This is a genomic window from Burkholderia sp. AU31624 (assembly GCF_020420065.1).
In the GTDB taxonomy this organism is placed as follows: Bacteria; Pseudomonadota; Gammaproteobacteria; order Burkholderiales; family Burkholderiaceae; genus Burkholderia.
The window spans coordinates 388,113-410,749 of the sequence record NZ_JAIZRT010000006.1 but is presented as its reverse complement, the minus strand read 5'-3'; the positions used below and the strand labels follow the sequence as shown (position 1 = coordinate 410,749).

Sequence of the window (22,637 nt, the reverse complement as noted above, 5' to 3'; positions counted from 1 at the left end):
CGGCCGCATCGGCGCGGCATGCATCCGCGCCACCCTTGATCGCAACCGCGTGCGCGAGGGTGCGGTCTTGCCGCCGATCCGCCGCGCGTCGATGTCGATGGGGCGTCGCGGCCCCGGGCGTTACGGCGCAAGCAGGCCGCGTGCGGCCAGATTCGCATACAGCGCGCGCACGCCGAAGGTCCACGGCGCGATCTCGGTGCACAGCCGCACGGTGTTGACGAGTGCGCCGAGTGCGGGCGTGGAGACGGTGACGCGGTCGCCCAGGTGATGCGTGAATCCGCCGCCGGGCGCGTCGCGGTCCTGGATCGGCGAAAACATCGTGCCGAGGAACAGCATGAAACCGTCCGGATACTGGTGATGCGCGCCGCAGGTCTGCGCGACGAGGTCGAGCGGGTCGCGGCTGATCTCGCGCATGTGGCTGATGCCGTCGAGGACGAAGCCGTCGTCCGCGCCTTCGACGCGCAGCGACACGCTGGCCTCGCGCACGCTGTCCAGCGTGAAGCCGTCATCGAACAGCCGCACGAACGGGCCGATCGCGCACGAGCCGTTGTTGTCCTTGCATTTGCCGAGCAGCAGCGCCGAGCGGCCTTCGATGTCGCGCAGGTTCACGTCGTTGCCGAGCGTCGCGCCCACCGGCCTGCCGCCGCTGGAAACCGCGAGCACGATCTCCGGTTCGGGGTTGTTCCAGACCGATACCGGCAGTAGCCCCACGTCCGCGCCGAAGCCCACCGCCGACATCGGCTGCGCCTTCGAGAACACCTCGGCATCGGGGCCGATGCCGACTTCCATGTATTGCGACCACGCGCCGCGGCGCTCGAGTTCCGCCTTCAGCCGCAGCGCGGCGTCCGAGCCCGGCACGATCTTCGACAGATCGGTGCCGATGGTGGCCGCGATGGTTGCGCGCACGTCCGCTGCTTTCACCGGGTCGCCGCCGGCCTGTTCCTCGATCACGCGCTCGATCAGGCTGACGGCGAAGGTCACGCCGCAGGCCTTGATGGCCTGCACGTCGCACGGCGCGAGCATGTGGGTCGCGCCGCGCGTGCCGTCGAGCGCCGCCTGCAGCAGCGGCTCGACGCGGCCGAGCGATTCGCCGGGCGCCGTGCGGGCGAGGGCGACCGCGTCGGGGCGGTCGAACAGGTCCGCGGTGGTCGGTACGGTGCGCGTGATGTCGATCACTTCGCCGTCGCGCACGGCAACGACGCTCGGGCCCGCATGGGCGCCGTCGTGCCGCCACACACGGCCGATCAGCAGCGCTTGCGCCAGATCGTGCGGCAGGCAGTCGGAAACGGAAAGAGTACGCATGGTCAGCTCGGCAAGGGTCGTGGCAGGGAGGGTCAGTGCGAATGGCGCGGGTTGCCGCGCTGCTCGATCACCTTCAGGTACAGCGTGGCCGGTTCGAGGCAGCCGCCGGTGGACAACTGGCCGACGAACTGGCGATAGAGTGCCTGCCACGGCGTTTGCGCCTGCGGCACCGTGCAGCTCGCCGTCTCGCGACGGCGCGCGAGTTCATCCTCGTCCACGAGCACGTCGACGCTGCGGCGATTCAGGTCCACGCGAATGCGGTCGTTCGTGCGCAGCAGCGCGAGGCCGCCGCCGACCGCCGCCTCGGGCGACACGTTCAGGATCGACGGGCTGGCCGACGTGCCGCTCTGGCGCCCGTCGCCCAGGCAGGGCAGCGAGCTCACGCCGCGCTTCACGAGTTCGGCCGGCGGCGCCATGTTGACGACTTCCGCGCTGCCCGGATAGCCGACCGTGCCGCAGCCGCGAATCACGAGGATGCAGCGCTCGTCGATGTTCAGCGCGGGATCGTTGATGCGCGCGTGGTAGTCCTCGGGGCCTTCGAACACGATCGCGCGGGCCTCGAACGTGTTCTCCGCGCCCGGCTCGGCCAGATAGGTCCGGCGGAACGCTTCACCGACCACCGACATCTTCATGATCGCGCTGTCGAAGAAGTTGCCCGACAGCACCATGAAGCCCGCGCCATGCTTGAGCGGTGCATCGGGCGTATGGATCACGTCGCGGTCGGCGTCGGGCGCGGTGTCGGCGATCTCGCCGATCGCGCGGCCGGACACGGTCAGGCAGTCGCGCCGCAGCAGGCCGGCCGCATCGAGCTGGCGCAGCACCGCGGGCACACCGCCGGCGCGGTGGAAGCTCTCCCCGAGGTATTCGCCTGCCGGCATGCAGTTGACGAGCAGCGGCACGGATTCACCGAGGCGCTGCCAGTCGTCCAGGCTCAGTTCGACGCCCATGTGGCGCGCGATCGCGATCAGGTGCGGCGGGCAGTTGGTCGAGGCGCCGAGCGCCGACGCGACGACGATCGCATTCTCGAACGCCGCGCGCGTCATGATCGCCGACGGGCGCACGTCTTCGCGCACGAGCTCGACCGCGCGCTTGCCGGTGGCGTACGCCATCTGGCCGCGCTCGCGGTACGCGGCGGGGATGCTTGCGCAGCCCGGCAACGACATGCCGAGCGCCTCGGCCAGGCTGTTCATCGACAGCGCGGTGCCCATGGTGTTGCAATGGCCGATCGACGGCGACGAGGCCGTGGTCAGCTGCATGAAGCCTTCGTAGTCGATCTCGCCGGCGGCGAGCAGGTTGCGCGCATGCCAGATCACCGTGCCCGAGCCGACGCGCTTGCCGTCGTGCCAGCCGTCGAGCATCGGCCCGCCCGACAGCACGATCGCCGGCAGGTCGACGGTCGCGGCCGCCATCAGGCAGGCGGGGGTGGTTTTGTCGCAACCGGTGGTCAGGACCACGCCATCCAGCGGGAAGCCGTGCAGCACTTCCACCAGCCCGAGGTACGCGAGGTTGCGGTCGAGCGCGGCGGTCGGCCGGCGGCTTTGCTCGGCCAGCGGATGCACGGGGAATTCCATCGGAATGCCGCCCGCGTCGCGGATGCCCGCCTTCGTGCGCTCGGCCAGTTCGATGTGGTGGCGGTTGCACGGCGCGAGGTCGCTGCCCGTCTGCGCAATGCCGATCACGGGGCGGCCCGACTGCAACTCCTCGCGCGTCAATCCGTAGTTCATGAAGCGCTCGACATAGAGCGCGGTCATGTCGGCATGCGCGGGATCGTCGAACCATTCCTGGCTGCGCAGGCGGCGCGGGGGCTGTGACATGGCGGGCTGTCTCCGAAGGGGCCTCGTTCATTGTTGCGTGCCGGATTGGTACCGGTAACATCGAGCGGATGTTAGCACGGGGTTTTTGCGTGGCGGAAGGGAATTTTGTGTGCGGGCGGCGGAGGGGACGGAGAAAGCGCGGCGCGCGATGCACAGGTTTCGATCCAGTCGAACGGCACCGTATCGACGCACATCGGCCGTCAACCCGGCCTTTCGTTCATGCGATGGCGGGGCGGCGGAGGGGCAGGGGGGCGGTACGCAATCGCGTCGCTCGCGCGCGCCTCGAGCGCACGCCGGTGCTCGCCGGGCGCGACCGGCCCGGTCGCCGGCCCGTCACGCGCTTTCGCGCGCGACGATCGTGTAGTCGATACGGATGCTTTGCGAATCGACCGGCTCGCCGCCGTCGCGCGCCTGCAGTGCCGCCAGCAGCGCCTCGCCCGTGCGCAGGCCGATGCCGTATGCGTCGACCGATACGGTCGTGATGGCAGGGTGGCAGCACGTCGCCACTTCGAAGTTCCCGAAGCCGGCCACCGCGATGTCCTCGGGCACGGACAGGCCGCGCCGGTGGCATTCCATGATCGCGCCGAATGCCGACATGTCGCTGACGCACATCACGGCATCGGTGTCCGGCCACTGCGCGAGCAGGGCCGCCATCGCGGGCCCGCCGTGGCTCATGGTGATCGGCGATTCGCCCAGCCGCACGATGCGCGGCTCACCGAGTTTCAGCGCCTTGATCTCCGCCTGGTATCCCTTGAGCCGGTCGAGGCCGCGCCGATCCAGCTCGCTCGCGCCGCCCAGAAAACCGATGCGCCGGTAACCGCGCTCGGCCAGATGCCGCACCATCGCACGTGCGGCGCGCACGTTCGAGAAGCCCACGGCGGTGTCGATCGGATGCGTGGGCAGGTCCCACATCTCGACCACGGGAATGGCCGAGCGCTCCAGCACCTTGCGCGTCGCATCGGTGTGCTGCGCCCCCGTCAGCGCGATGCAGCGCGGCTGGTGCCGCAGCATCGAACGAACCAGGCGCTCTTCGCGTTCCAGGTCGTAATCGGTGTCGCCGAGCAACAGTTGCAGGCCATGCGGTTCGAGCGCATCGGTTAGGCCGCGCACGGTGTCGGAGAAGTTGGAGCTCGACAGCGACGGCACCAGCACCGCGACGAATTCCGATCGCCCCGACGACAACGCGCCGGCGGCCGCGTCGGCCACGTAGCCGAGCTGGTCGATCGCCGCGCAGACCCGCGCGCGCGTCTCGGCGGCCACGCTGTGGCCGGCGAGCACGCGCGACACAGTCATCTTCGATACGCCGGCGAGGCGCGCTACGTCGGACATGCGGGGCGGCCCGGCAGGCCGGACGGCGGTGGGACTGGGCATCGGAATCGCGATCGGACGGAAGCTGGAAAGGCTCCATCATACCGGTGCCGCAGCCGCGTTCATGCGTGCCGCGCCGCCCCGTCGCGGTGATGCGCGCACTAGGGAAACCACGCGTTCGCCGGCGCTTGTACGCGCCGGTTGACGCGTGCTACCTTCCGATTGGTTACCGGTATCAGTGTGCCGATTGCTCCCGCTGCCTCGTCGGCGTTTTTTTTGCCACGGAATGTTATCGGTAACATCGATGTGTCGAAGAGCCCGCCGGTACGAAGAAGACCTACACAATCAGGAGACAGACCGATGCCATCCATTACGCAGGCCGCTGCCGCCCCGGCCGCGGCCGATTCGTCCGACGACGCCCTGTATCGCAAGGTGATGCGGCGCATCCTGCCGTTGCTGCTGCTCTGTTACGTCGTGGCCTACCTGGATCGTGTGAACGTGGGCTTTGCGAAGCTGCAGATGCTCGACGACCTGAGCCTGAGCGACGGCGTCTATGCGCTCGGCGCCAGCATTTTCTTCTGGGGCTATTTCCTGTTCGAGATGCCCAGCAACCTGTTGCTGCACCGCTACGGCGCGCGCTTCTGGATCGCGCGGATCATGATCACGTGGGGCGTCGTGTCGTCGTCGATGGCGTTCATCGTGCCGCTCGCGCAGTTCTTCCACGTGCAGACGTCCACCATGTTCTACACGTTGCGCTTCCTGCTGGGCCTGTGCGAAGCCGGCTTTTTCCCGGGCGTCATCCTGTACATGAACTACTGGTTTCCGGCGCGCCGCCAGAGTGTGGCCATGTCGGGATTCCTGGTCGCGATCCCGCTGAGCCTGACGCTCGGCAGCGTGGTCTCCGGCTGGCTGATGGAGCACACGCACGGTCTGTCGGGCATGAGCGGCTGGCAATGGATGCTGCTGCTCGAAGGGCTGCCGTCGATCGTGGTGGCGTTCGTCGTGCTGGCGTGCCTCGGCGATGGCCCGCAGTCGGCAAAGTGGCTATCCGGCGACGAAAAGGCACGGCTGGCGCGCAACCTCGAAACCGAAGCCGCGCACAAGTCGCACAGCATCGGCGCCGCGCTGCGCAGCCCGCGCGTCTGGCTGCTCACCTTCATCCTGCTCACGTTCAATACCGGCTTCTACGGGCTGGCGTTCTGGCTGCCGTCGATCATTCGCGCGTCGGGCGTGCAGAGCCCGCTGCATATCGGCGTCCTGACCGCCATTCCGTACCTGACGGCCATCTTCGCGATGGTGTGGAACGCGTCGCACTCGCGCAAGACCGGCGAGCGCCGCCTGCACGCGGCGATTCCCGCGCTGATCGGCGGGGTCGGCCTGATCGCGAGCGCGGCGTTGGCGCACAACGTCGCGCTGTCGATCGTATTCCTGACCATCGCGACGTGCGGCATCCTCGCGCTGATGCCGATCTACTGGACCTTTCCGGGGCAGATACTTTCCGGCACGGCCGCGGCGGCCGGCATTGCGCTGATCAACTCGGTGGGCAACCTGTCCGGGTTCACGGGCTCGATGATCACCGGTGTTGCCAAGCAGATGACCGGCGACATCAACAACGGCACCTATGCGCTGGGCGCATGCCTGCTGATCAGCTGCGCGCTGATCGCGGCGATTCCGCGCGACATCCTGCAGCCGCCGGCAGGGCGGTAGGGCGTTCGGCCGGGCGGGGCATCGCGCTGCTCGGCGTTGGATGTCTCACGGCACGTGGATCGTCACAAGCGGGACTTTCGGCAAAAGCGGGACCTCGTGTGAGTTCGCTCGACCCTCACACGCGGCATGCCGGATGCCTCGAGCCACGGACACCTGGCGCACGACCCGGTTGTCTCGTAGGCGGCCGTCATGCGTCCTCCAGTGCGACGCGCACCTTGTTTCCGAGCGTGCGCAACCGTTCGACCGGTTCGTTCGAGAACACGAAACGGACATACTGCTCGCCGTGTGCGACGCCCCATCCGGTCATCGCCGTCGCACATACGCCGCGGCGCAGCAACCGCTCCGACATCTGCGATCCGGTCAGGCCGAAGTCGGAGACACGCAGCAGCATCGACCAGCCGCCCGCCGGCATGCCGAACGGGAGCCCGGACAGTTCGGCGGCGATCGTGTCACGCCGCCTTTCGAGTTCGCTCACGTAGCCGGGCAGATCTGACGCAGAATGTTCGAGCGCGACCGCCGCAGCCTCCTGGGCAATGCCGACCGGCACCACGACATTGGCGAGCGACACGGCCACCAGATCGGGAATCAGCCATTCCGGCGCGACGATCCAGCCGACCCGCCAGCCAATCATGCGCAGCTCCTTCGACGCCGCGCCGACCGTCACCGTTCGCTCGGCCATGCCGGGCAGGCCGGCGGGATGGATGACCATGCGTCCATCGAACAGCAGCCGCTCCATCGCACTGTCGAGGATCAGCAGCAGATCGTGCTGCACACACAGGCTCGCGATCAGTTGCCAGTCGGACGCATCGAAGACACCGCCCGAAGGCATCGACGGCGACATCAGCAGCATGGCCCGCGTTTTCGGGCCGATTGCCGCCCGCAGCGCGGCCTGATCGAGCTTCCATTCGCCGCCCGGCGTGAAGGCAAACGGGACTTGCCGCGGCACGCTGCCCGCCAGGCGGATGCGGTTCAGCAGACCCGCGTAGGTCGGATCGGTGACGATCACTTCGTCGCCGGTCTCGACGGTGGCAAGCAGCGTGTTCAGAATGCCGGAGAGCCCGCCCGCCGACACCACCACCTGGTCGGCCGTGAAGCGCTGCCCCGAAAGCGCCGACACGTGGGCGGCAGCGCTCGCGCGCAGCCGATCCTGACCGACGAATGGCAAATAGGAGTTGGCAGAGTCTCGCTCGATGGCCTCCCGGGTGAAGGCGAGCGCCTCTGCAGTGGGCGGGATGTCGGTATCGAGATTTTCGAGCCGCAACAGGTCGACGTCGGCATGATCGGCGATCGAACCCATGCGATCGACGCCGATGCCGGCAATGTGCTGCAGACGCACAGGACGGTGGTGGCGCATCGGGCCTCCAGTGTTGTTACAATTTAATAGATAATATATGCATGGTGGTCGGCATGAACTTTGAAGTCAAGGAAGATCGCTCGCTGGCCGATCGGATCGCTGCCGCATTGGCGGACCGCATCATCTCGGGCGTCATCGCGCCAGGAGAGTGGCTGCGCCAGGATCACATCGCGGCCGAGTTCGGCGCGAGCCATGTGCCGGTACGCGAGGCGTTCAGGCGGCTGGAAGCGCAGGGGCTGGCCGTGGTGGAACCGCGAAGGGGCGTGCGGGCGGCGCCGCTCGAGCCGGCGGACGTGCTTGAAATGGCCAAGATGCGCGCTGCTTTCGAGGCGCTGGCGCTGCGCGAGGCGATGCCCGCTCTCGACGCCCGTGCGCTGGAGGAGCTCGATGCGATCCTCGATCAGGAGTCGGCGGCGCGCGGTATCGCCGTGCTCGGCACGCTGAACCTCAGGTTTCATCGCGCATTGACCGCGCGGTGCGGGATGCCGCGGCTCATCGACGCAATCGGCGACATGCATCGGGCCAGTTCGCGGCATCTGTACGCGACGTGGCAGCAACTCGACTGGCAGGATCGCTCGAACGACGAGCATCGGGACATCGTTCAGGCGATACGCGATGGTGACGTGGACGCCGCGTGTGCGGCGCTGTCCGCGCATATTCTGGCTGCGGGGGATGCGCTGGCTCAGGCGTTGGGTAGCCGGTAGGCGCGGACAGGGGGCAAGCTGGCGTCGTCGAGTGGCCCCAAAGGCTCGATTTGGGAATGGCTGGTGTTTTCTCCGGGGTGGATGCTGTCGAATGCGTCGGGTGGCATTTGGCCAGGAAGCGTCATTCAGCATCGGGGCGTAGATCGCTGACAATTGTCTTACCGATACGCGTATCGTCCCTTAGACTCCCCGTCTGCTACGTGAGCGCTTCGGCACAAGCCCGTGCGAACGCATCGTGCGACTGTATTCAACTTTGGCCGCCCGCCGGCATGCACTCAAGACGGGCGCCCAGTATGCCGAGCGTCACTCAAGCTTCACTGAGGTATAGAGACGAATTTGCGAATTGCTGCGTCCAAAAGCCGTGAAGTTGGCCGTTGGCGTACGAGGGTGCACCTGTCCGCAAGCTTTTAATGTTGTCCTTGGCTGTGTCATTTAACTGTTTAATTGCATTTCGGCGCGTATCAGGAGTCACTCGGGAAAGCAATCCCTTTGCAATCAAATGCCCTTTAAGGCGTCCGTCGTTTCTGGCATCGTCGACAATAAAACTTCCTGCATCAATATCGGCCGCCTTGACGTCAAATAGTGTTTTAAGGTGACTCGTGTCAAGGACGACGAAGCCGAATTGATGCGCCTTCTCTCCAACTGGAATGCGTTGGTCTTCGACCAACAATAGATAACCATCATCTTTTAAGGATCGATAGATCAGTTTCTCGGATGAAAACAAATCAAGCCATTCGTGCGGAGGGATCTCATGTAAAACGTTGCACATTACAACTACAGAAATGCTCCCATTGTCCTTATGACTGAAAAAATCGTCACGCGAGTTGAAGTAACGCCGTACGCCATCGGGAAAGTGCGAGCGAATGACCTGCTCACAAGCAGCTCGGTCGTCAGGGAAAAGATCGTAGGCGAAATAATCGATCAACTTATCGACGCGGCTACCTTGTGCAGCCACTTCCTCCCCAAGGCCGTCGAGTAAGCGACCTTTCCCCGCGCCGACATCTAACACAGCGAGGCGCGTACCGTTGCCCAAGCCAGCAATGATTCGCTGTATTTGGCTAACTTGGGGATCCTTTCCTCCCTCCGAAATTACCTTTGGCGGCAGCAAGCTTTCGTTCGCATAGTTAATCGCCGCTAGTTGCGCCGGCAGTGACGTGAACGAATTGAGTTGCGCAATTTGCTCTTCATTTCCCAGCAAGCTTCCCAAGACCAGCTCGGGGCGTCGGCCAGCATGCGTTGCCTTGCCATCGTCAACGTACCAAAGGCACATTGGGTCAATGCTCGCAACGTACGACAGCAGCGGAACGGAATGAGTGGCGATCCAGATCTGAGACGTTTTGGTTGTCTCGTAGAGCGACTTGACTAAATCTATGACCGCCGACGGATGGAGGTGATTCTCCGGTTCGTCGAGCAGGAACACCGTGTTATCAAGGCCACTTCGCTGTGCGTGCAAGGCGACACAGAGTTGTAGGATGATTTTTTGTCCATCAGACAACCCTACTTTTGAAATGGGTTTTCCGAACAGTGTCGGATTACTGTCTAAATCTCGGTCAAGAGTAGTACCGAGAAGCCGATCAATTATATCCTTAAAACTCTTGTAATCTTCGATGGCCGACTCCTTATCTTCCGGAGAGCCAGAATACAGCGGATGCTCTACATTCCAATACCGGGCCTGCAAATGCTGGATATAAAAGAGACAATTATTCTCGTATCCGACGAGGCCGGGGGATTTGGCTTGGGTAAACCGCTCTTGCAATTGGCTCGTAGGAAACTGACCGGGATCCTGTAAATTTAACTGCTTTGGAACAAATTTGATCGCTCTGAAATTCGTAACGTCGTCGGCGCCGATGACCCTGTCAAGAATCTGTGATAGACGAGCCTCATCTTGTGCAAGTAGAGTCGTCCATTGAGGCATGCTGGAGTGCCCGGGATTCAATTCAATAGTATGTTTATAAGAATTTATACTTGCTTTTATTTGCTCAACTTGGTTTATGGTGCTGGATCGTGTGATAACTAGCGCTTCCAGGGTCTCTAATATTCTCGTTTTACCGGCGCCGTTTTTGCCGGCCAAGGCGACGAATCGGCCGAGGCGAGGCATGTTTATTTCCTTCAAGCCCCGATGAGTCACTTCTTCTGCTGGCACTACGAATTTTTGAATTAGCATTATTATTGCGTAAGTGGTTAGACAACGTCATTTCTACCGGCAGAATACAGTGTTTAGGGCAAGTTTGCCTGGGCACAGTCTGATTTGACAGCCAGACGACAGATGATTACTGCCTTAGTGGTGTTGCCGCGCCGCTTCACCCATAGGTAACCAGCTGTAGCTTTTGCTGTTGGCGGGCCGCTTTCCGCTAAGTTGACTGTCCCTTCTAGGTCGTTCAGACCCGCTCGCATCGCCCAACACCTGCCATTCACGACCGCGAAACACCCCCTGTTTTCACCACTGCGATCGTCTGCATGAACTCATGCGTTGCACGACATTTGCCCTTGACCGCAACCACGGCGACGGCGCTCCGTGGCGTCACATCGTCATCCTGATCGACGGCTCACGACGCGCTGCGTCGCGCCCGCCGCAACTGCAGCCACAATGCCGATATCAGGAAATAGGCGGCCCCTACCGCCGCATAGCCCGCGATCTTCACGATGGCGGGCGGCATGGACGCGTGGCGCTGCGCGATGAACAGCACGCCCGCGAGCGCGGATTGCGCGCCACTCAGGATCATCGCCCACTGCGCGCCGACCTGCTTCCAGCGACGTAGCGCCGTGCCGAGCTGCAGCCCGCCGGAAAGAATCGCCCAGATGCCGAACACCGCGAGCACCGCATGCATGCCGGCATTCAACGCAGGAAAAACCGCCAGCGTCGTGGCCGCGCTGATCGCGACGTTGACCGCCTGGGTCCGGTTCGTTGCCGCTCCGCCGCTGCGGGCGAGGTCGACGAAATTGGCGAGCGCATCCCAGGCCGGATAAACGATCAGCAGGATCGCTGCGCCGGCCGCGCTCTGCCGGCCGACGGAAAATGCCAGCGCGACCCACAGCAGCGAGAATATCGCCCGGGAAAAGTAGTACCGTTTCAGCCATTGTGCGTCGGCGGGGGCACGGAAATCGGGGGAGTGATCAGCCATTTGCATTCCTTCGTATATCGGATCGTCGTTCCGGACGGCGTGCAGCGTGTCCACCGTGCGAATGCCGTGCCGACCGGATCTCCAGTGCACCGAGTATCGCGATCGTCGCGGCCGCCCGCCATCGGTCGGATGTCCGATGGCGAAGGCGCGCCCGTCGCGCACCGGGCAACGGCCGATATCGCTTCCGGCCGAATGCGGCGGGCAGCCGATCCGCACGCGCATGCACGGCGCGACGTCGTCGCGTATGATCGTTTTCCCGTTCTCGTGAATGCCCGCGCCCCATCCGATGCCCGACGCCGAAGCCCGTCACGCCCCGCTGCGCATATTCGACGCCGTCCGCGCGCTGGCCTTCATCGGCGATCTCAGCATGGGGCAGCCGACCGATCATTCGCTGCGCACCGGCTGGCTGGCGGCACAGCTCGCGCACGCGGCGGGCTTCGACGCATCGATGTGCGACACGGCCCGCGAAGTGGCGCTGTTGCGCTGGTCGGGCTGTACCGCGAACGCCGCGGGTTTCGCTCAGACGTTCGGCGACGATGTCGCGATCCGCGCCGCCATGCTCGAGAACCGGCCCGACCTCGCCGAAGCGGTCGGCCGCGCCGGCGCCGCGATGATCCCGCTCGCGCAAATCCATTGCGAAGTGTCGGGCGAAGTCGCGCGAATACTGGGCCTGTCCCGCGCCACGGAAACCGCGCTGCGGCACATTTTCGAAAGCTGGGACGGCAACGGGCTGCCCGCACGGCTCGCGCGGGAACAGGTGCCGGCCGCCGTGTCGATCGTCACGCTCGCGGGCGACCTCGACGTATTCAGTCGCACGTACGGCATCGAGCAGGCCATCGAATGGATCGGGCAACGCGCGGGCGCACGCTATCCGGGCTTGCTCGTCGAGGCGGCCGCGCACGATGCCGCGCGCTGGCTCGCGGCGCTCGATCACCTGTCGCCCGACGGTCTCGATGCCGCATTGGCCACGCCCGATATGCAAGGTGCGACCTGCGCCGAATTGATCGCGGACGTCATCGATCTGAAACTCCCGTGGATGACCGGATTCTCGCGCTCGGTCGCCGTGACGGCGGCCGCGTGTTACGAGCGCCTGTCGCCGGATGCGGCCGCGCGCGAACGCGTCTACCGCGCCGGGCTGATTCATGGCATCGGCAGGGCCGCGGTGCCGAACGACGTGTGGAACCTGCCGACGCGGCTGCCTGCGAGCGCATGGGAAAAGGTGCGGCTCGTGCCGTACTGGACGGAGCGCGCCGGCAGGCAGACCGGCGCGCTCGGTGAAGCGGCGGTGCTTGCGTCGTATGCGTACGAGCGGCAGGACGGTTCGGGTTATTTCCGCGGCGTGCGCGATGCCGCGCTGACGCTGGAAGCGCGCGTACTCGCGGCATCGCTGGCGTGGGTCGCGTTGCGCTCGGCCCGCCCGTGGCGAGCGGCGCTCGACGATGCGGCCGCCGCCGGCCAATTGCAGGAAGAAGCGGCGCGCGGCCGGCTATGCGGCGACGTGGTCGCGGCGCTCGTCACGGGTGGCGCGCCTGCGGCCCGGCGCATGGCCGCTCGCGCGTCGCACGACGGCCCGCGCCTGTCGCCACGGGAAATCGACGTCCTGCGGGCGATCTCCCGAGGGGCGAGCAACAAGCAGGTCGCGCAGGCGCTCTCGATGAGTCCGAGCACGGTGCGCACCCACGTCGAGAAGGCGTTTCGCAAGCTCGAATGCTCGACACGCGCCGCGGCGACGCTCAAGGCATCGGCGATGGGGTTGCTTTGACGCGATCCGCGACGCACGAAGCACGACGCACGAAGCACGACGAGCATCCGTGAATGCATCGACCCACGACCCGGCCGACATGAGGTTCAAGGTTCGCCGGTTCTGCCGTGTACGTCGTGAATCAAAAATCGCGTTGCGCCATTCAGGTAGGCCAGTCGTTCGTCGGCCCCCCGCGACCGGCGGTATTCATTCGACGCGCGAGAACACGTCCGTGATGTAGCGATCGGGCGCGATATCGGTGAACGCGTCGATATCGGCCATGATGGCGGCCGTCTCCGCGGACGCGAACGCGGCGTCGAGCGCTGCCCGATCCGCGAAGCGGCACATGGCCACGACGGCCACTTCGCTATCCTGCCGTGCGGGGAAGAACGCATCGACGTATTCGAGCCCGTACGGTTTCCACGCCTTTTCCACCAGAGGAATGTGCTGCTCGACGTAGTAGCGGGCATCGAATCGCGCACCCGTCGCGCGGCGATAGGAAACGACGAAAACCATGACGAACCTCCGGGTTGGACTGATGCAACGTTGAATGTCGATACGGGCGATCTCGGGCGATCACGGTCGTTTGCGCGCCGGGCCGAAGGCCGGCTGGCCGGCGGAGCGCACCGACGACGGCGCGGCCGGTGCACGTGCCAGCGAGATGCCCAGCGCGGCGCCGACGGCGAGGAACACCGAGATCGACAGGAGTGCGACGATAAACGCGTGCGCAATGGCTGCGGGATCCTGGCGCGCGCCCAGCACCGTATAAAAAATCCCGCCGATGATCGCGACGCTGAGCGACGTGCTGACCTGCAGCGTCGAGCTGGCGATACCGGCGATCATCCCCGACACCGCGGGTGCGACGCGCCCCGTCACCATGCGCATCAGCGTCGGCAGCGCGAGACCTTGTCCGAACCCGATCACGAAGAGCGCGGCGGCGAGCGGCACGGACGCGAGCGGCATCCCGATCGGCGTCGTGTCGATCAGGCAGGCGAGTCCGACGAGCCCCGCGATCTCGAGGCCCATGCCGAGCGGATTCACATAAGCGCCGATTGCACGCGTGCACAAGGGCGTCGACAGCGGGCCGAGCAGAAACCCCACGCCGAACGGCAGGAACACGAGGCCCGCGCTCAACGCGTCGACGTGCAACGCATTCTGCAGATACACCGAGAACAGCAGGAAGAACGCGCCGATCGCGTACAGCAACAGCGCGATCAGCAACGCGCGGCCGAGCCCCGGTGCGCGCAGCGCGGCCGGATCGAGCAGCGGTGCGCCGCCGCGGCGGCCCAGCCGGCTCTCGTAACGCCAGAAGCCCCACGCGAGTGCCGGCGCCGCGATCAGCGATGCCCAGGCCCACACGGGCCAGCCGGCCTCGCGCCCTTCGATCAGCGGCACGATCAACGCGCCGAGCGTCAGCATCGACAGCGCGGTGCCGCCGAGGTCGAGCTTGCGCGCATGCTGCGCACGCGTTTCCTTCAGCAGCGGAATGCCGAACACGACGACCAGCATCGCCAGCGGCAGGTTGACGAGGAAGATCGTCCGCCAGCCGAGGTTCAACAGGTTCAGCGAGATCAGGATCCCGCCCAGCGCTTGCCCGATGACGGCGGCGAGGCCGAAGACCGCGCCATACAGGCTGAGCGCGAGCGGCTTTTCCGATTCGGGGAAGATCGCCTGGATCGACGCGAGCGCCTGCGGCGCCATGATCGCGGCCGTCACACCCTGCAACGCTCGCCCGGCGATGAGCATCCCCGGGGAACCTGCGAGGCCGCACAGCGTCGACGCGATGGCAAAACCGATCAACCCGAGGAAAAACACGCGGCCGCGACCGTACAGGTCACCCAGCCGCCCGCCGGTGATCAGCGTCACCGCGTACAGGCCGGCATACGACGAAATCACCAGTTGCTCGGCGGACGACGACGCGCCCAGCTCCGCGCGAATCGACGGCAGCGCGACATTGACGATGAAGAAATCCAGCGGTGGCAGAAACGCGCCGACGAGCAGTACCGCAAACATGGCCCACCGACGCGGGTCGGGCGATACGGGATCATTCCGTGACATGAACGGTTCTCCATACGGAACCAATCGATTCCAAAGTGGGTAAAAAAATTTCAATCGAGAACGCGCATCGTGCGGTCGACCAGCGCGAGCATGTCGGCCTCGGACACGCCGGTCTTGCCCAGCACGCGCATGCCCTCGACCTGGCAGACGAGCAAACGCGCCAGCACCTGCTCGTCCTGCTCGGCGATCTCGCCGCTTGCCTGGCCGCGCACGATCGCGCCGGCATAGAGCTGCTGCAAGCGGCGGAACATGCGCCCGGTACGCTCCGCGACATCCGCGTCGCGTGCGGCCAGTTCCGTGGTCATCGCGACCGCGAGACAGCCCCGCCGGCCGGCCTCGCCGACGGACAGGCGCGCATAGCGCAGCAGCGAGTCCCGGATGGCGTCTTTCACGGTGCCGGGTTGCGACAGGATGTCCGCGGTTGCCTTGAGCCCGTCGGCCATATACAGGTCGAGCGCCGCCAGCAGCAGCGCCTTCTTGTCGCCGAAGGCCTTGTACAGGCTGCCGCGCGACAAGCCCGTGCCGGCAATCAGGTCGGGCAGGGACGCGCCTTCGTATCCGTGGTCCCAGAAGACAGCCATCGCGTCGCGCGCGGCATCTTCAAGTTCGAATTCGCGTGGGCGGCCCACGCCGGCGGAATTGGCCATTGATCGGTTTCGCAAACGATGCGGTGTCCAGGAATGGATCGCATTATAAGAACCGATCGGTTCCTATGTCAACGCGCGTTTTCAGGCCGGGCAGCGCGAGGCCGCCCTCGCGGACGGCTCGCGCCCGTCCAATCAATCCAGCCCGCCCTGGCACAGATACTTGATCGACAGGTAATCGTCGAGCCCGTAGCGCGAGCCTTCGCGGCCGTAGCCCGATTCCTTCACGCCGCCGAACGGCGCGGCCTCGCTCGCGAGCGCGCCTTCGTTGATGCCGACGATGCCTGTTTCGAGCCGCGCCGACACGCGCGCGATGCGCCGCACGTCCTGCGTGTAGAAATACGCGGCGAGGCCGAACGGGGTGTCGTTCGCGGCGTCGATGGCGTCATCCTCGGTGTCGAACCGGAACAGCGGCGCCACCGGGCCGAACGTTTCCTCGCACGTGAGCTGCATGTCGACGCTCGCGTCGGCGAGCACCGTCGGCGCGTAGAAGTTCGGCCCCAGCTCGGTCAGGCGCTTGCCGCCCGTCAGCACGCGCGCGCCGCGTTCAACGGCATCGCCGACGTGCCGCGCGATCTTGTCCACCGCGCGCGCGTTGATCATCGGGCCGATCTGCGCGGCCGGGTCGGACGCCGGCGCGACCTTCAGCGCGGCGACGCGCGCCGCGAGCTTCGCGGCGAACGCGTCGTACACGCCGGCCTGCACGTAGATGCGGTTCGGCGATACGCACGTTTGCCCGCCATTGCGGAACTTCGCGGCCATCAGCCCGTCGACCGCGGCGTCGAGCTCGGCATCGTCGAACACGATGAACGGCGCATTGCCGCCCAACTCCAGCGACAGCTTCTTCAGCGTCGCGGCCGAATCGCGCGCGAGCAGCTTGCCGACGGCCGTCGAGCCGGTGAACGTGATCTTGCGCACGCGGCTGTCGGCGAGCCAGTCGGCGGCCGCGTCGATGCCGCGCTCGCGCGACGCCGTGATCAGGTTCAGCACGCCCGCCGGCACGCCGGCTTCCTGCGCGAGGAACGCGAGCGCGAGCGCGGTGAGCGGCGTGTCCTCCGCGGGCTTCGCGACGACCGTGCAGCCGGCCGCGAGCGCCGGCGCGATCTTGCGCGCGATCATCGCGAGCGGGAAGTTCCACGGCGTGATCGCCGCGACGACGCCGATCGGCTCCTTCACCGCACTCAGCCGCTTGCCGCGCTGCTGCTGCGGAATGATGTCGCCGTACGTGCGCGTCGCTTCCTCGGCAAACCACAGCACATACGACGCGCCGTACGCGACTTCGCCGCGCGCTTCCGCGAGCGGCTTGCCCTGTTCGCGCGACATCAGTTTCGCGAGATCGTCGGTATGCGCGATGATCGCCGCGTGCCAGGCTCGCAGGATCGCCGCGCGGTCGCGAGCGGGCGTCGCGCGCCAGGCGGGCAGCGCGCGTACCGCCGCATCGGTCGCCGCGCGCGCGTCGGCGGCGCCGCTGTCGGGTGCATGGGCAACGGTGTCGAGCCGTGCCGGATCGGTCACGGGGAAGCGGCTGCCGTCGAGCGCGTCGCGCCACGTGCCGTCGATCAGGTTGGCGGAGCGCAGGAGTTCGGTGCGGGTCAGCGAAAGCGGCATGGCAGGTCCTTGGATGAAGCGGTTCGACGACGGCGGCGCGGCACGCGCGCGACTGTCCCGTACGGACAGCGACGCTGCCGTATTCGCGGGGGCCGCGCGCGGTGCGTCAGTGACGTTCGCCGAACAGCGATTCGAGCGGGTAGTGCCGTTTGACGAACGGCGATTTGATGATCACGTAACTGAAATACTTCTCGATGCCGATGTTCTGCTCGAGCAGCCCTTCGACGATCGTCTGGTAATGGCTCACGCTGCGCGTGATGAACTTCAGCAGATAGTCGTAGCCGCCGCTCGCGAGGTGGCATTCGACGATCTCGTCGACGTTGCGGATCGCCGCGACGAAGCGGTCGAAATCCTCGCGTCGATGGTCGGCCAGCGTGACTTCGGTGAACACGACCTGCACGTCGCCGAGTTTCTCGAGCTGGATGTGCGCGCCGTAGCCGCCGATGTAGCCGGCCTTCTCGAGCCGCTTCACGCGGATCAGGCAGGGACTGGGCGACAGCCCGACCGCATCGGCCAGTTCGACGTTGGTCATGCGGCCGCGCTTCTGCAACTGGGAGAGGATGCGCAGGTCGATGCGATCCAGCTTGCTGTCCGTCATGTTCACGTGAGTCGGGAGTCGGAAAAATGGAATGTCCGGTTACTTTAGAGTCGAAAGATATCCGCTACAAGCCCGGCTTTCCCTCGGCCCGTCAGGCCGGCTGCGCGTGCGCGGCGTCGAGCGCGCGCTGTACGCCCGAATCGGCCAGCACGTCGTCGAGCGTCTTGCGCACGCGCTCGAACAGCAGGTCGAACTCGCCCGCGGTGAAGCTCAGCGCCGGCGCGAAGCCGAGCACGCCGTCGCCGAACGCGCGGAAGACGATGCCGTTCGCATAGGCGGCCGCCGCGATCTTGTCCGGCACGTTCAGCGCCGCATCGAAGCGCGTCTTGTGCGCCTTGTCGGCCACCAGTTCGAGCGCGCCGAGCAGGCCGACCGAACGCGCGTCGCCGACGAGCGGATGCGCGCGCAGCGCGTCGAGGCCCGCGGCAAAGCGGGGCGCCATCGCCTGGCCGTTCGCGAGCAGCCCGCCGTCGTGATAGAGCTTCAGCACCTCGAGGCCGATCGCCGCACTCACCGGATGCGCGGAATACGTATGGCCGTGGCCGACCACCGGCGAATCGGCGCGGCTGCCCGCGATCCCTTCGTAGATCTCGTCGGACATCAGCACCGCGCCCATCGGCGCATAGCCGGCGGTCAGCCCCTTCGCGACGGTCATCAGGTCCGGATCGACCTGTTCGGCCTCGCACGCGAACAGCGGGCCCGTGCGGCCGAAGCCGGTGATCACCTCGTCGGCGACGAACAGGATGCCGAGGCGCCGGCACGCATCGCGCATCGCCTTCAGCCAGCCGGCCGGCGGCACGATCACGCCGCCGGAGCCCTGCACGGGCTCGCAGAAGAACGCGGCGACGTTGTCCGCGCCGAGTTCGGCGACCTTCGCTTCGAGCGCGGCGACCGACGCGGCGATCAGCGCCTGCGGATCGCTGCCGAGCGGATGGCGATACGGGTAGGGCGACGGAATGTGGTGCTGATCGGCACGCGGCAGGTCGAAATGGCGATGGAACGCCGGCAGCGCGGTGAGGCCGGCGCCGATCGACGACGAACCGTGATAGCCGCGCTCCAGCGCGATCATCTGCTTTTTCGACGGGCGGCCGGTCGCGTTGAAATAGTGCGTGATGAAACGGATCGCGGAATCGACGGCATCCGAGCCACCGAGCGTGAAGTAGACGCGGTTCAGCGACGGCGGCGCGAGCGCCGCGAGCCGCTCGGCGAGTTCGATCGCCGGCTGCGAGCCGAAATGGAAATAGCCGGTCGCGTACGGCAGCTTGGCCAGCTGGTCGGCGGCGGCTTTCACGATGCTGTCGCGGCCGTAGCCGACGTTCACGCACCACAGGCCGGAGAACGCGTCGAGCAGCGTATGGCCGGCGGCATCGCGCAGGAACACGCCGTCCGCGGATTCGAGCACGGTGACGCCGCGCGCTTCGTGCGCACGGTAATTGACGACGGGGTGGATCAGGTGTTGACGATCGGCTTCGATCAGCGCGGCTTGGTTCATGGCAGGCAGGACTCTCGTCAGGTGTCAGCGGTGAGGTCATGCTAACGGGCGAGAAATCCGGATGCGTCTTCAATTTGCGGCCCGAAACGTATGCGCGCGGCGTTTGCACGGGGCGCTTCGGCATTTTCTGCTGCGCGTCCCGTGCGGCCGGACATGGACGTCAGTAGCCGCGCGCGCGATCGACGACGCCGATCATCGGCTGGCCCGCGCGATGGCGCGCGAGGTTCGCGAGCACCGCATCGACCGCGGTGTCGGGCCGTGTCGCGCTCGCGATGTGCGGCGTGATGCGAATGCGCGGATGGGCCCAGAACGGATGGCCGGCCGGCAACGGTTCGGGGTCCGTCACGTCGAGGATCGCGCTGTCGACGCGGCCGCTCGCGAGCGCCGCGAGCAGCGCGGCTGCATCGAGCTGCGGGCCGCGCCCGACCTGCACGAGCGACGCGCCTGCGGGCAGCGCATCGAACACGCGTGCGCCGAGCAGCCCGCGCGTGCTGTCGGTGAGCGGCAGCAGGCAGATCAGTATGTCGGTGCGCGCCAGGAACGCGTCGAGCGCCGCGTCGCCCGCATAGCACTCGATGCCGTCGAGCGAGCGCGGCGTGCGGCTCCAGCCGGCGCACGGGAAACCGAAGCGCCGCAGCGTATCGAGCACGGCCTGGCCGAGCGTGCCGAGGCCGAGTACGCCGACGCGCCGCGACGCGGCCGCCCGTACGGGTTTCTCGTGCCATACCTGGTCGCGCTGCTGCGCGGCATAGTCGAACAGGTCGCGATGGATCGTCAGCACGGCCTGCGTCACGTATTCGACCATCCCTTCGACGATGCCCGGCTCGATCATCCGTACGACGGGGATGTGCGACGGCACGCGCGACAGGTCGAACTGGTCGATGCCGGCGCCGACCGAGAACACGACTTCGAGATTCGGCAACAGCGCGACCGGATCGTCCGGCGGCTGCCAGGCGGCGAGATAGCGGACGGCCGCGGCGTCGCCGAGGTCCGGCCAGATCCGGAACGGCAGATCGGGCGCCTGTTGCGCGAAGCGTGCCGCCCACTGCGCGCCGCGCACCGGGTCGGCCTTGTAGAGAAAGCTCATCGTGTGTCCCGTTCAGCCGAGCGCCTGGCTCACGATCGCGAACGCGCGCAGCGCCGGGTCGCGCGCGGGCGTCGCACCGCGCGCCATCGTGACGACGGTATCGACGCGCGGCAGCCCGAGCCCGTCCAGCCAGTCGGACAGCCCGCTGTCGCTCGGCAGGTCGACCCGCACGAACATCCCTTCGTTCAGCGCGAGCCAGTGACTGATCAGCGCCTGCGCGCGCAGCGCATCCGGCGCGATCACCGGGCCGATCACGTGGCCCGGGCCGAAGCGGCGGAACAGCGCGAAGCCGAGCAGCTCGCCGTCGCGATCGAGCGCGATGCCGTTCGCGACGTCGAGCAGCGCGTCGGTCACCGCGCCGCGCTCGTAGCCGGCCGCGCGCGACGCGAGCGCGGCGAGGCGCGGCCCGTCGTTGGTGCCGAGCGGGCGCAGGCGCTCGCCGGGCGGCAGCGAGATCAGCGGCGGCCGGAACGCCGCGCCCTGATGCTGGTTGATCGTATCGATCGGCGCGAAGCCGAACGCCGCGTACAGCGGCTCGCGTCCCGGCATCGCATGCAGAAAGACGGTGCGGGTGCCGAAGCCGTCGAGCGCGCGGGCAAGGAGCTCGCGTTCGATGCCGCCGCTCGCGCGCTCGGGCGACACGATCACCATGCCGAGCGCCGCGTGCGATTCGCCGAGGCGCCAGCCCAGCGCGGTCCCCACGACGCCGGTCTCGTCTTCGGCGACGATGCCGCCGCCGAGCTGGAGCACGAAGCGCCAGTCCTCGAGCCGGTGCGGCCACTTGACCGCCTCCGACAGCCGATGGGCGGCGGGCAGGTCGGTGTCGGCGAACGGGCGATAGGTGAGCGTGCGGGAAGGGTTGAGGTCGGACACGCCGGACTCCGGATGGGTGGAAATGACGCAGTCACTCTGCCAGCGCGGGTGCGGCGCGGATAGGACGATTCGCCTGTTTTCCGGCGCCGACGGGCGCGCCCGCGAGATCGACGCAAACCCGTTCGATCGGCGCGGACGAACGCGTGGATCGTGCTGGCGCGGCCGGTCAATCCCGCCACTCCTGCTGTGGGAGCACCACTAAGATAAATGCACGGCGGCGCTCCCGCCTGCCGGCGGGCCGCACGGTAGGCGAGCCCGCTGCGGCAGCACGGCGGCCACCGGCCGGCCCCGCCCAGCCGCGCCGCGCCCGATCGCGCCGCAGATCGTGCTGCATGTGCCGGGCAACTTGCGGCGATTGTGCGCTTTGAGCGGCGCCGAACGATGCGCGAACGACTTTTTGCCCTGATTCAATTTCGTTGAACCCAGCCCATCCCCGGCCCTGCCGGGGCTTCACACCGACAGGACGTCACCATGATCCAGTTTGAACCGAAGTACATCACCTTCGACTGCTACGGCACGCTGACCCATTTCCGGATGGCCGAGACGGCGCGCGAAATCTACGCGGACCGGCTGTCGCCGGCGACGATGGAGGCCTTCGTGCGCGCGTTCGCCGCCTATCGGCTCGACGAGGTGCTGGGCGCATGGAAGCCGTACCGCGACGTCGTCGTCAACGCGATTCGCCGCACCTGCGCACGGGTCGGCGTGACGTTCGACGAAGCCGAGGCCGAGCTGTTCTATCACGCGGTGCCGACCTGGGGCCCGCACCCGGACGTGCCGGCCGGGCTGTCGCGGCTGGCGTCGAAGTACAAGCTGGTGATCCTGTCGAACGCGATGGACGAGCAGATCATGAGCAACGTCGACAAGCTCGGCGCGCCGTTCCATGCGGTGTTCACCGCGCAGCAGGCGCAATCGTACAAGCCGCGCATGCAGGGCTTCGAATACATGTTCGACAAGCTCGGCTGCAAGCCGGAGGACGTGCTGCACGTGTCGTCGAGCCTGCGCTACGACCTGATGACGGCCGAGGATCTCGGGATCAGGCACAAGGCGTTCGTGAACCGCGGCCACGAGCCGGGCACGCCGTTCTACAACTATTACGAAGTGTCGGACATCGGCCAGCTCGCGACGCAACTCGGCCTGTAAGCCGCTAGCGCCGGCCGATTCGTCGATCGTCGCGACGGGACGCGGCCGCGAGGCCGCCGGGGCCCGTCGCGCGTTCGATCAGCGT

18 protein-coding genes are annotated in these 22,637 nt (G+C 66.6%); 4 read left to right on the top strand and 14 right to left on the bottom strand.

Going from position 1 to position 22,637, the window contains the following annotated elements; all coding sequences use genetic code 11:
* Positions 1-120 precede the first annotated feature (120 nt).
* The 3 genes from LGM89_RS23680 to LGM89_RS23670 all read right to left on the bottom strand — a co-directional run bounded on the left by LGM89_RS23680 (position 121) and on the right by LGM89_RS23670 (position 4,487).
* The gene (locus LGM89_RS23680) at positions 121-1,302 is read right to left on the bottom strand and encodes a fumarylacetoacetate hydrolase family protein (RefSeq protein ID WP_226274054.1); all 1,182 of its coding nucleotides are present in this window, start codon (positions 1,300-1,302) and stop codon (positions 121-123) included.
* A gap of 32 nt (positions 1,303-1,334) precedes the next feature.
* Positions 1,335-3,116: an IlvD/Edd family dehydratase gene (locus LGM89_RS23675; RefSeq protein ID WP_226274053.1), complete on the bottom strand. Its 1,782-nt coding sequence runs from the start codon at positions 3,114-3,116 to the stop codon at positions 1,335-1,337.
* A 333-nt stretch (positions 3,117-3,449) separates the two neighbouring features.
* On the bottom strand, positions 3,450-4,487 hold the full coding sequence (locus LGM89_RS23670) for a LacI family DNA-binding transcriptional regulator (RefSeq protein WP_206137166.1): 1,038 nt from the start codon (positions 4,485-4,487) through the stop codon (positions 3,450-3,452).
* A gap of 297 nt (positions 4,488-4,784) precedes the next feature.
* Here LGM89_RS23670 and LGM89_RS23665 point away from each other — a divergent pair, with 297 nt between their 5' ends.
* The gene (locus LGM89_RS23665) at positions 4,785-6,131 is read left to right on the top strand and encodes an MFS transporter (protein ID WP_226274052.1); all 1,347 of its coding nucleotides are present in this window, start codon (positions 4,785-4,787) and stop codon (positions 6,129-6,131) included.
* 187 nt (positions 6,132-6,318) lie between these two features.
* On the opposite strand, the gene LGM89_RS23660 is transcribed toward LGM89_RS23665, so the two are convergent.
* The gene (locus LGM89_RS23660) at positions 6,319-7,485 is read right to left on the bottom strand and encodes a pyridoxal phosphate-dependent aminotransferase (protein ID WP_226274051.1); all 1,167 of its coding nucleotides are present in this window, start codon (positions 7,483-7,485) and stop codon (positions 6,319-6,321) included.
* 53 nt (positions 7,486-7,538) lie between these two features.
* Here LGM89_RS23660 and LGM89_RS23655 point away from each other — a divergent pair, with 53 nt between their 5' ends.
* Positions 7,539-8,189 carry a GntR family transcriptional regulator gene (locus tag LGM89_RS23655; protein ID WP_226274050.1) on the top strand — a complete coding sequence of 217 codons (651 nt, stop codon included), beginning with the start codon at positions 7,539-7,541 and terminating at the stop codon, positions 8,187-8,189.
* Positions 8,190-8,496: 307 nt separating this feature from the next.
* Here LGM89_RS23655 and LGM89_RS23650 read toward each other — a convergent pair whose 3' ends face one another.
* A complete protein-coding gene (locus LGM89_RS23650; RefSeq protein WP_226274049.1) occupies positions 8,497-10,287 on the bottom strand; it encodes an AAA family ATPase in 1,791 nt (596 codons plus the stop codon).
* 448 nt (positions 10,288-10,735) lie between these two features.
* Positions 10,736-11,311 (bottom strand): DUF308 domain-containing protein, encoded by a 576-nt coding sequence (locus LGM89_RS23645; RefSeq protein ID WP_226274197.1) that lies wholly within the window; start codon positions 11,309-11,311, stop codon positions 10,736-10,738.
* A 286-nt stretch (positions 11,312-11,597) separates the two neighbouring features.
* On the opposite strand from LGM89_RS23645, the gene LGM89_RS23640 reads away from it, so the two are divergent.
* On the top strand, positions 11,598-13,073 hold the full coding sequence (locus LGM89_RS23640; RefSeq protein WP_226274194.1) for an HD domain-containing phosphohydrolase: 1,476 nt from the start codon (positions 11,598-11,600) through the stop codon (positions 13,071-13,073).
* 186 nt (positions 13,074-13,259) lie between these two features.
* Here the strand turns inward: LGM89_RS23640 and LGM89_RS23635 are convergent, their stop codons facing one another.
* The 8 genes from LGM89_RS23635 to LGM89_RS23600 all read right to left on the bottom strand — a co-directional run bounded on the left by LGM89_RS23635 (position 13,260) and on the right by LGM89_RS23600 (position 21,412).
* A complete protein-coding gene (locus LGM89_RS23635) occupies positions 13,260-13,568 on the bottom strand; it encodes an EthD family reductase (RefSeq protein WP_226274048.1) in 309 nt (102 codons plus the stop codon).
* Positions 13,569-13,628: 60 nt separating this feature from the next.
* Positions 13,629-15,110: an MFS transporter gene (locus tag LGM89_RS23630; protein ID WP_226206094.1), complete on the bottom strand. Its 1,482-nt coding sequence runs from the start codon at positions 15,108-15,110 to the stop codon at positions 13,629-13,631.
* 50 nt (positions 15,111-15,160) lie between these two features.
* Positions 15,161-15,757, bottom strand: coding sequence for a TetR/AcrR family transcriptional regulator (locus LGM89_RS23625; RefSeq protein ID WP_226274047.1), 597 nt, complete (start codon positions 15,755-15,757; stop codon positions 15,161-15,163).
* 132 nt (positions 15,758-15,889) lie between these two features.
* Positions 15,890-17,362, bottom strand: a complete 1,473-nt coding sequence (locus tag LGM89_RS23620) for an NAD-dependent succinate-semialdehyde dehydrogenase (RefSeq protein WP_226274046.1) — start codon at positions 17,360-17,362, stop codon at positions 15,890-15,892.
* A gap of 106 nt (positions 17,363-17,468) precedes the next feature.
* The gene (locus LGM89_RS23615) at positions 17,469-17,960 is read right to left on the bottom strand and encodes an Lrp/AsnC family transcriptional regulator (RefSeq protein ID WP_006749694.1); all 492 of its coding nucleotides are present in this window, start codon (positions 17,958-17,960) and stop codon (positions 17,469-17,471) included.
* A 91-nt stretch (positions 17,961-18,051) separates the two neighbouring features.
* A complete protein-coding gene (locus LGM89_RS23610) occupies positions 18,052-19,452 on the bottom strand; it encodes an aspartate aminotransferase family protein (RefSeq protein WP_089498397.1) in 1,401 nt (466 codons plus the stop codon).
* Positions 19,453-19,612: 160 nt separating this feature from the next.
* Positions 19,613-20,539, bottom strand: coding sequence for a 2-hydroxyacid dehydrogenase (locus LGM89_RS23605; protein WP_089498398.1), 927 nt, complete (start codon positions 20,537-20,539; stop codon positions 19,613-19,615).
* Between the two features lie 12 nt (positions 20,540-20,551).
* Positions 20,552-21,412: a GNAT family N-acetyltransferase gene (locus LGM89_RS23600; protein ID WP_226274045.1), complete on the bottom strand. Its 861-nt coding sequence runs from the start codon at positions 21,410-21,412 to the stop codon at positions 20,552-20,554.
* A gap of 471 nt (positions 21,413-21,883) precedes the next feature.
* Between LGM89_RS23600 and LGM89_RS23595 the strand changes: the two genes are divergently transcribed.
* Positions 21,884-22,552, top strand: a complete 669-nt coding sequence (locus LGM89_RS23595; RefSeq protein WP_226274044.1) for a haloacid dehalogenase type II — start codon at positions 21,884-21,886, stop codon at positions 22,550-22,552.
* Positions 22,553-22,637 lie beyond the last annotated feature (85 nt).

What these genes read in the sequence shown, in the direction of transcription:
- LGM89_RS23655 (WP_226274050.1), top strand. Translation starts at nt 7,539, where the DNA reads ATGAACTTTGAAGTCAAGGAAGATCGCTCGCTGGCCGATCGGATCGCT.
- LGM89_RS23640 (WP_226274194.1), top strand. Translation starts at nt 11,598, where the DNA reads ATGCCCGACGCCGAAGCCCGTCACGCCCCGCTGCGCATATTCGACGCC.
- LGM89_RS23605 (WP_089498398.1), bottom strand. Translation starts at nt 20,539, where the DNA reads ATGAGCTTTCTCTACAAGGCCGACCCGGTGCGCGGCGCGCAGTGGGCG.
- LGM89_RS23660 (WP_226274051.1), bottom strand. Translation starts at nt 7,485, where the DNA reads ATGCGCCACCACCGTCCTGTGCGTCTGCAGCACATTGCCGGCATCGGC.
- LGM89_RS23635 (WP_226274048.1), bottom strand. Translation starts at nt 13,568, where the DNA reads ATGGTTTTCGTCGTTTCCTATCGCCGCGCGACGGGTGCGCGATTCGAT.
- LGM89_RS23680 (WP_226274054.1), bottom strand. Translation starts at nt 1,302, where the DNA reads ATGCGTACTCTTTCCGTTTCCGACTGCCTGCCGCACGATCTGGCGCAA.
- LGM89_RS23675 (WP_226274053.1), bottom strand. Translation starts at nt 3,116, where the DNA reads ATGTCACAGCCCCCGCGCCGCCTGCGCAGCCAGGAATGGTTCGACGAT.
- LGM89_RS23620 (WP_226274046.1), bottom strand. Translation starts at nt 17,362, where the DNA reads ATGCCGCTTTCGCTGACCCGCACCGAACTCCTGCGCTCCGCCAACCTG.
- LGM89_RS23645 (WP_226274197.1), bottom strand. Translation starts at nt 11,311, where the DNA reads ATGGCTGATCACTCCCCCGATTTCCGTGCCCCCGCCGACGCACAATGG.
- LGM89_RS23595 (WP_226274044.1), top strand. Translation starts at nt 21,884, where the DNA reads ATGATCCAGTTTGAACCGAAGTACATCACCTTCGACTGCTACGGCACG.
- LGM89_RS23610 (WP_089498397.1), bottom strand. Translation starts at nt 19,452, where the DNA reads ATGAACCAAGCCGCGCTGATCGAAGCCGATCGTCAACACCTGATCCAC.
- LGM89_RS23650 (WP_226274049.1), bottom strand. Translation starts at nt 10,287, where the DNA reads ATGCCTCGCCTCGGCCGATTCGTCGCCTTGGCCGGCAAAAACGGCGCC.
- LGM89_RS23665 (WP_226274052.1), top strand. Translation starts at nt 4,785, where the DNA reads ATGCCATCCATTACGCAGGCCGCTGCCGCCCCGGCCGCGGCCGATTCG.
- LGM89_RS23625 (WP_226274047.1), bottom strand. Translation starts at nt 15,757, where the DNA reads ATGGCCAATTCCGCCGGCGTGGGCCGCCCACGCGAATTCGAACTTGAA.
- LGM89_RS23615 (WP_006749694.1), bottom strand. Translation starts at nt 17,960, where the DNA reads ATGACGGACAGCAAGCTGGATCGCATCGACCTGCGCATCCTCTCCCAG.
- LGM89_RS23670 (WP_206137166.1), bottom strand. Translation starts at nt 4,487, where the DNA reads ATGCCCAGTCCCACCGCCGTCCGGCCTGCCGGGCCGCCCCGCATGTCC.
- LGM89_RS23630 (WP_226206094.1), bottom strand. Translation starts at nt 15,110, where the DNA reads ATGTCACGGAATGATCCCGTATCGCCCGACCCGCGTCGGTGGGCCATG.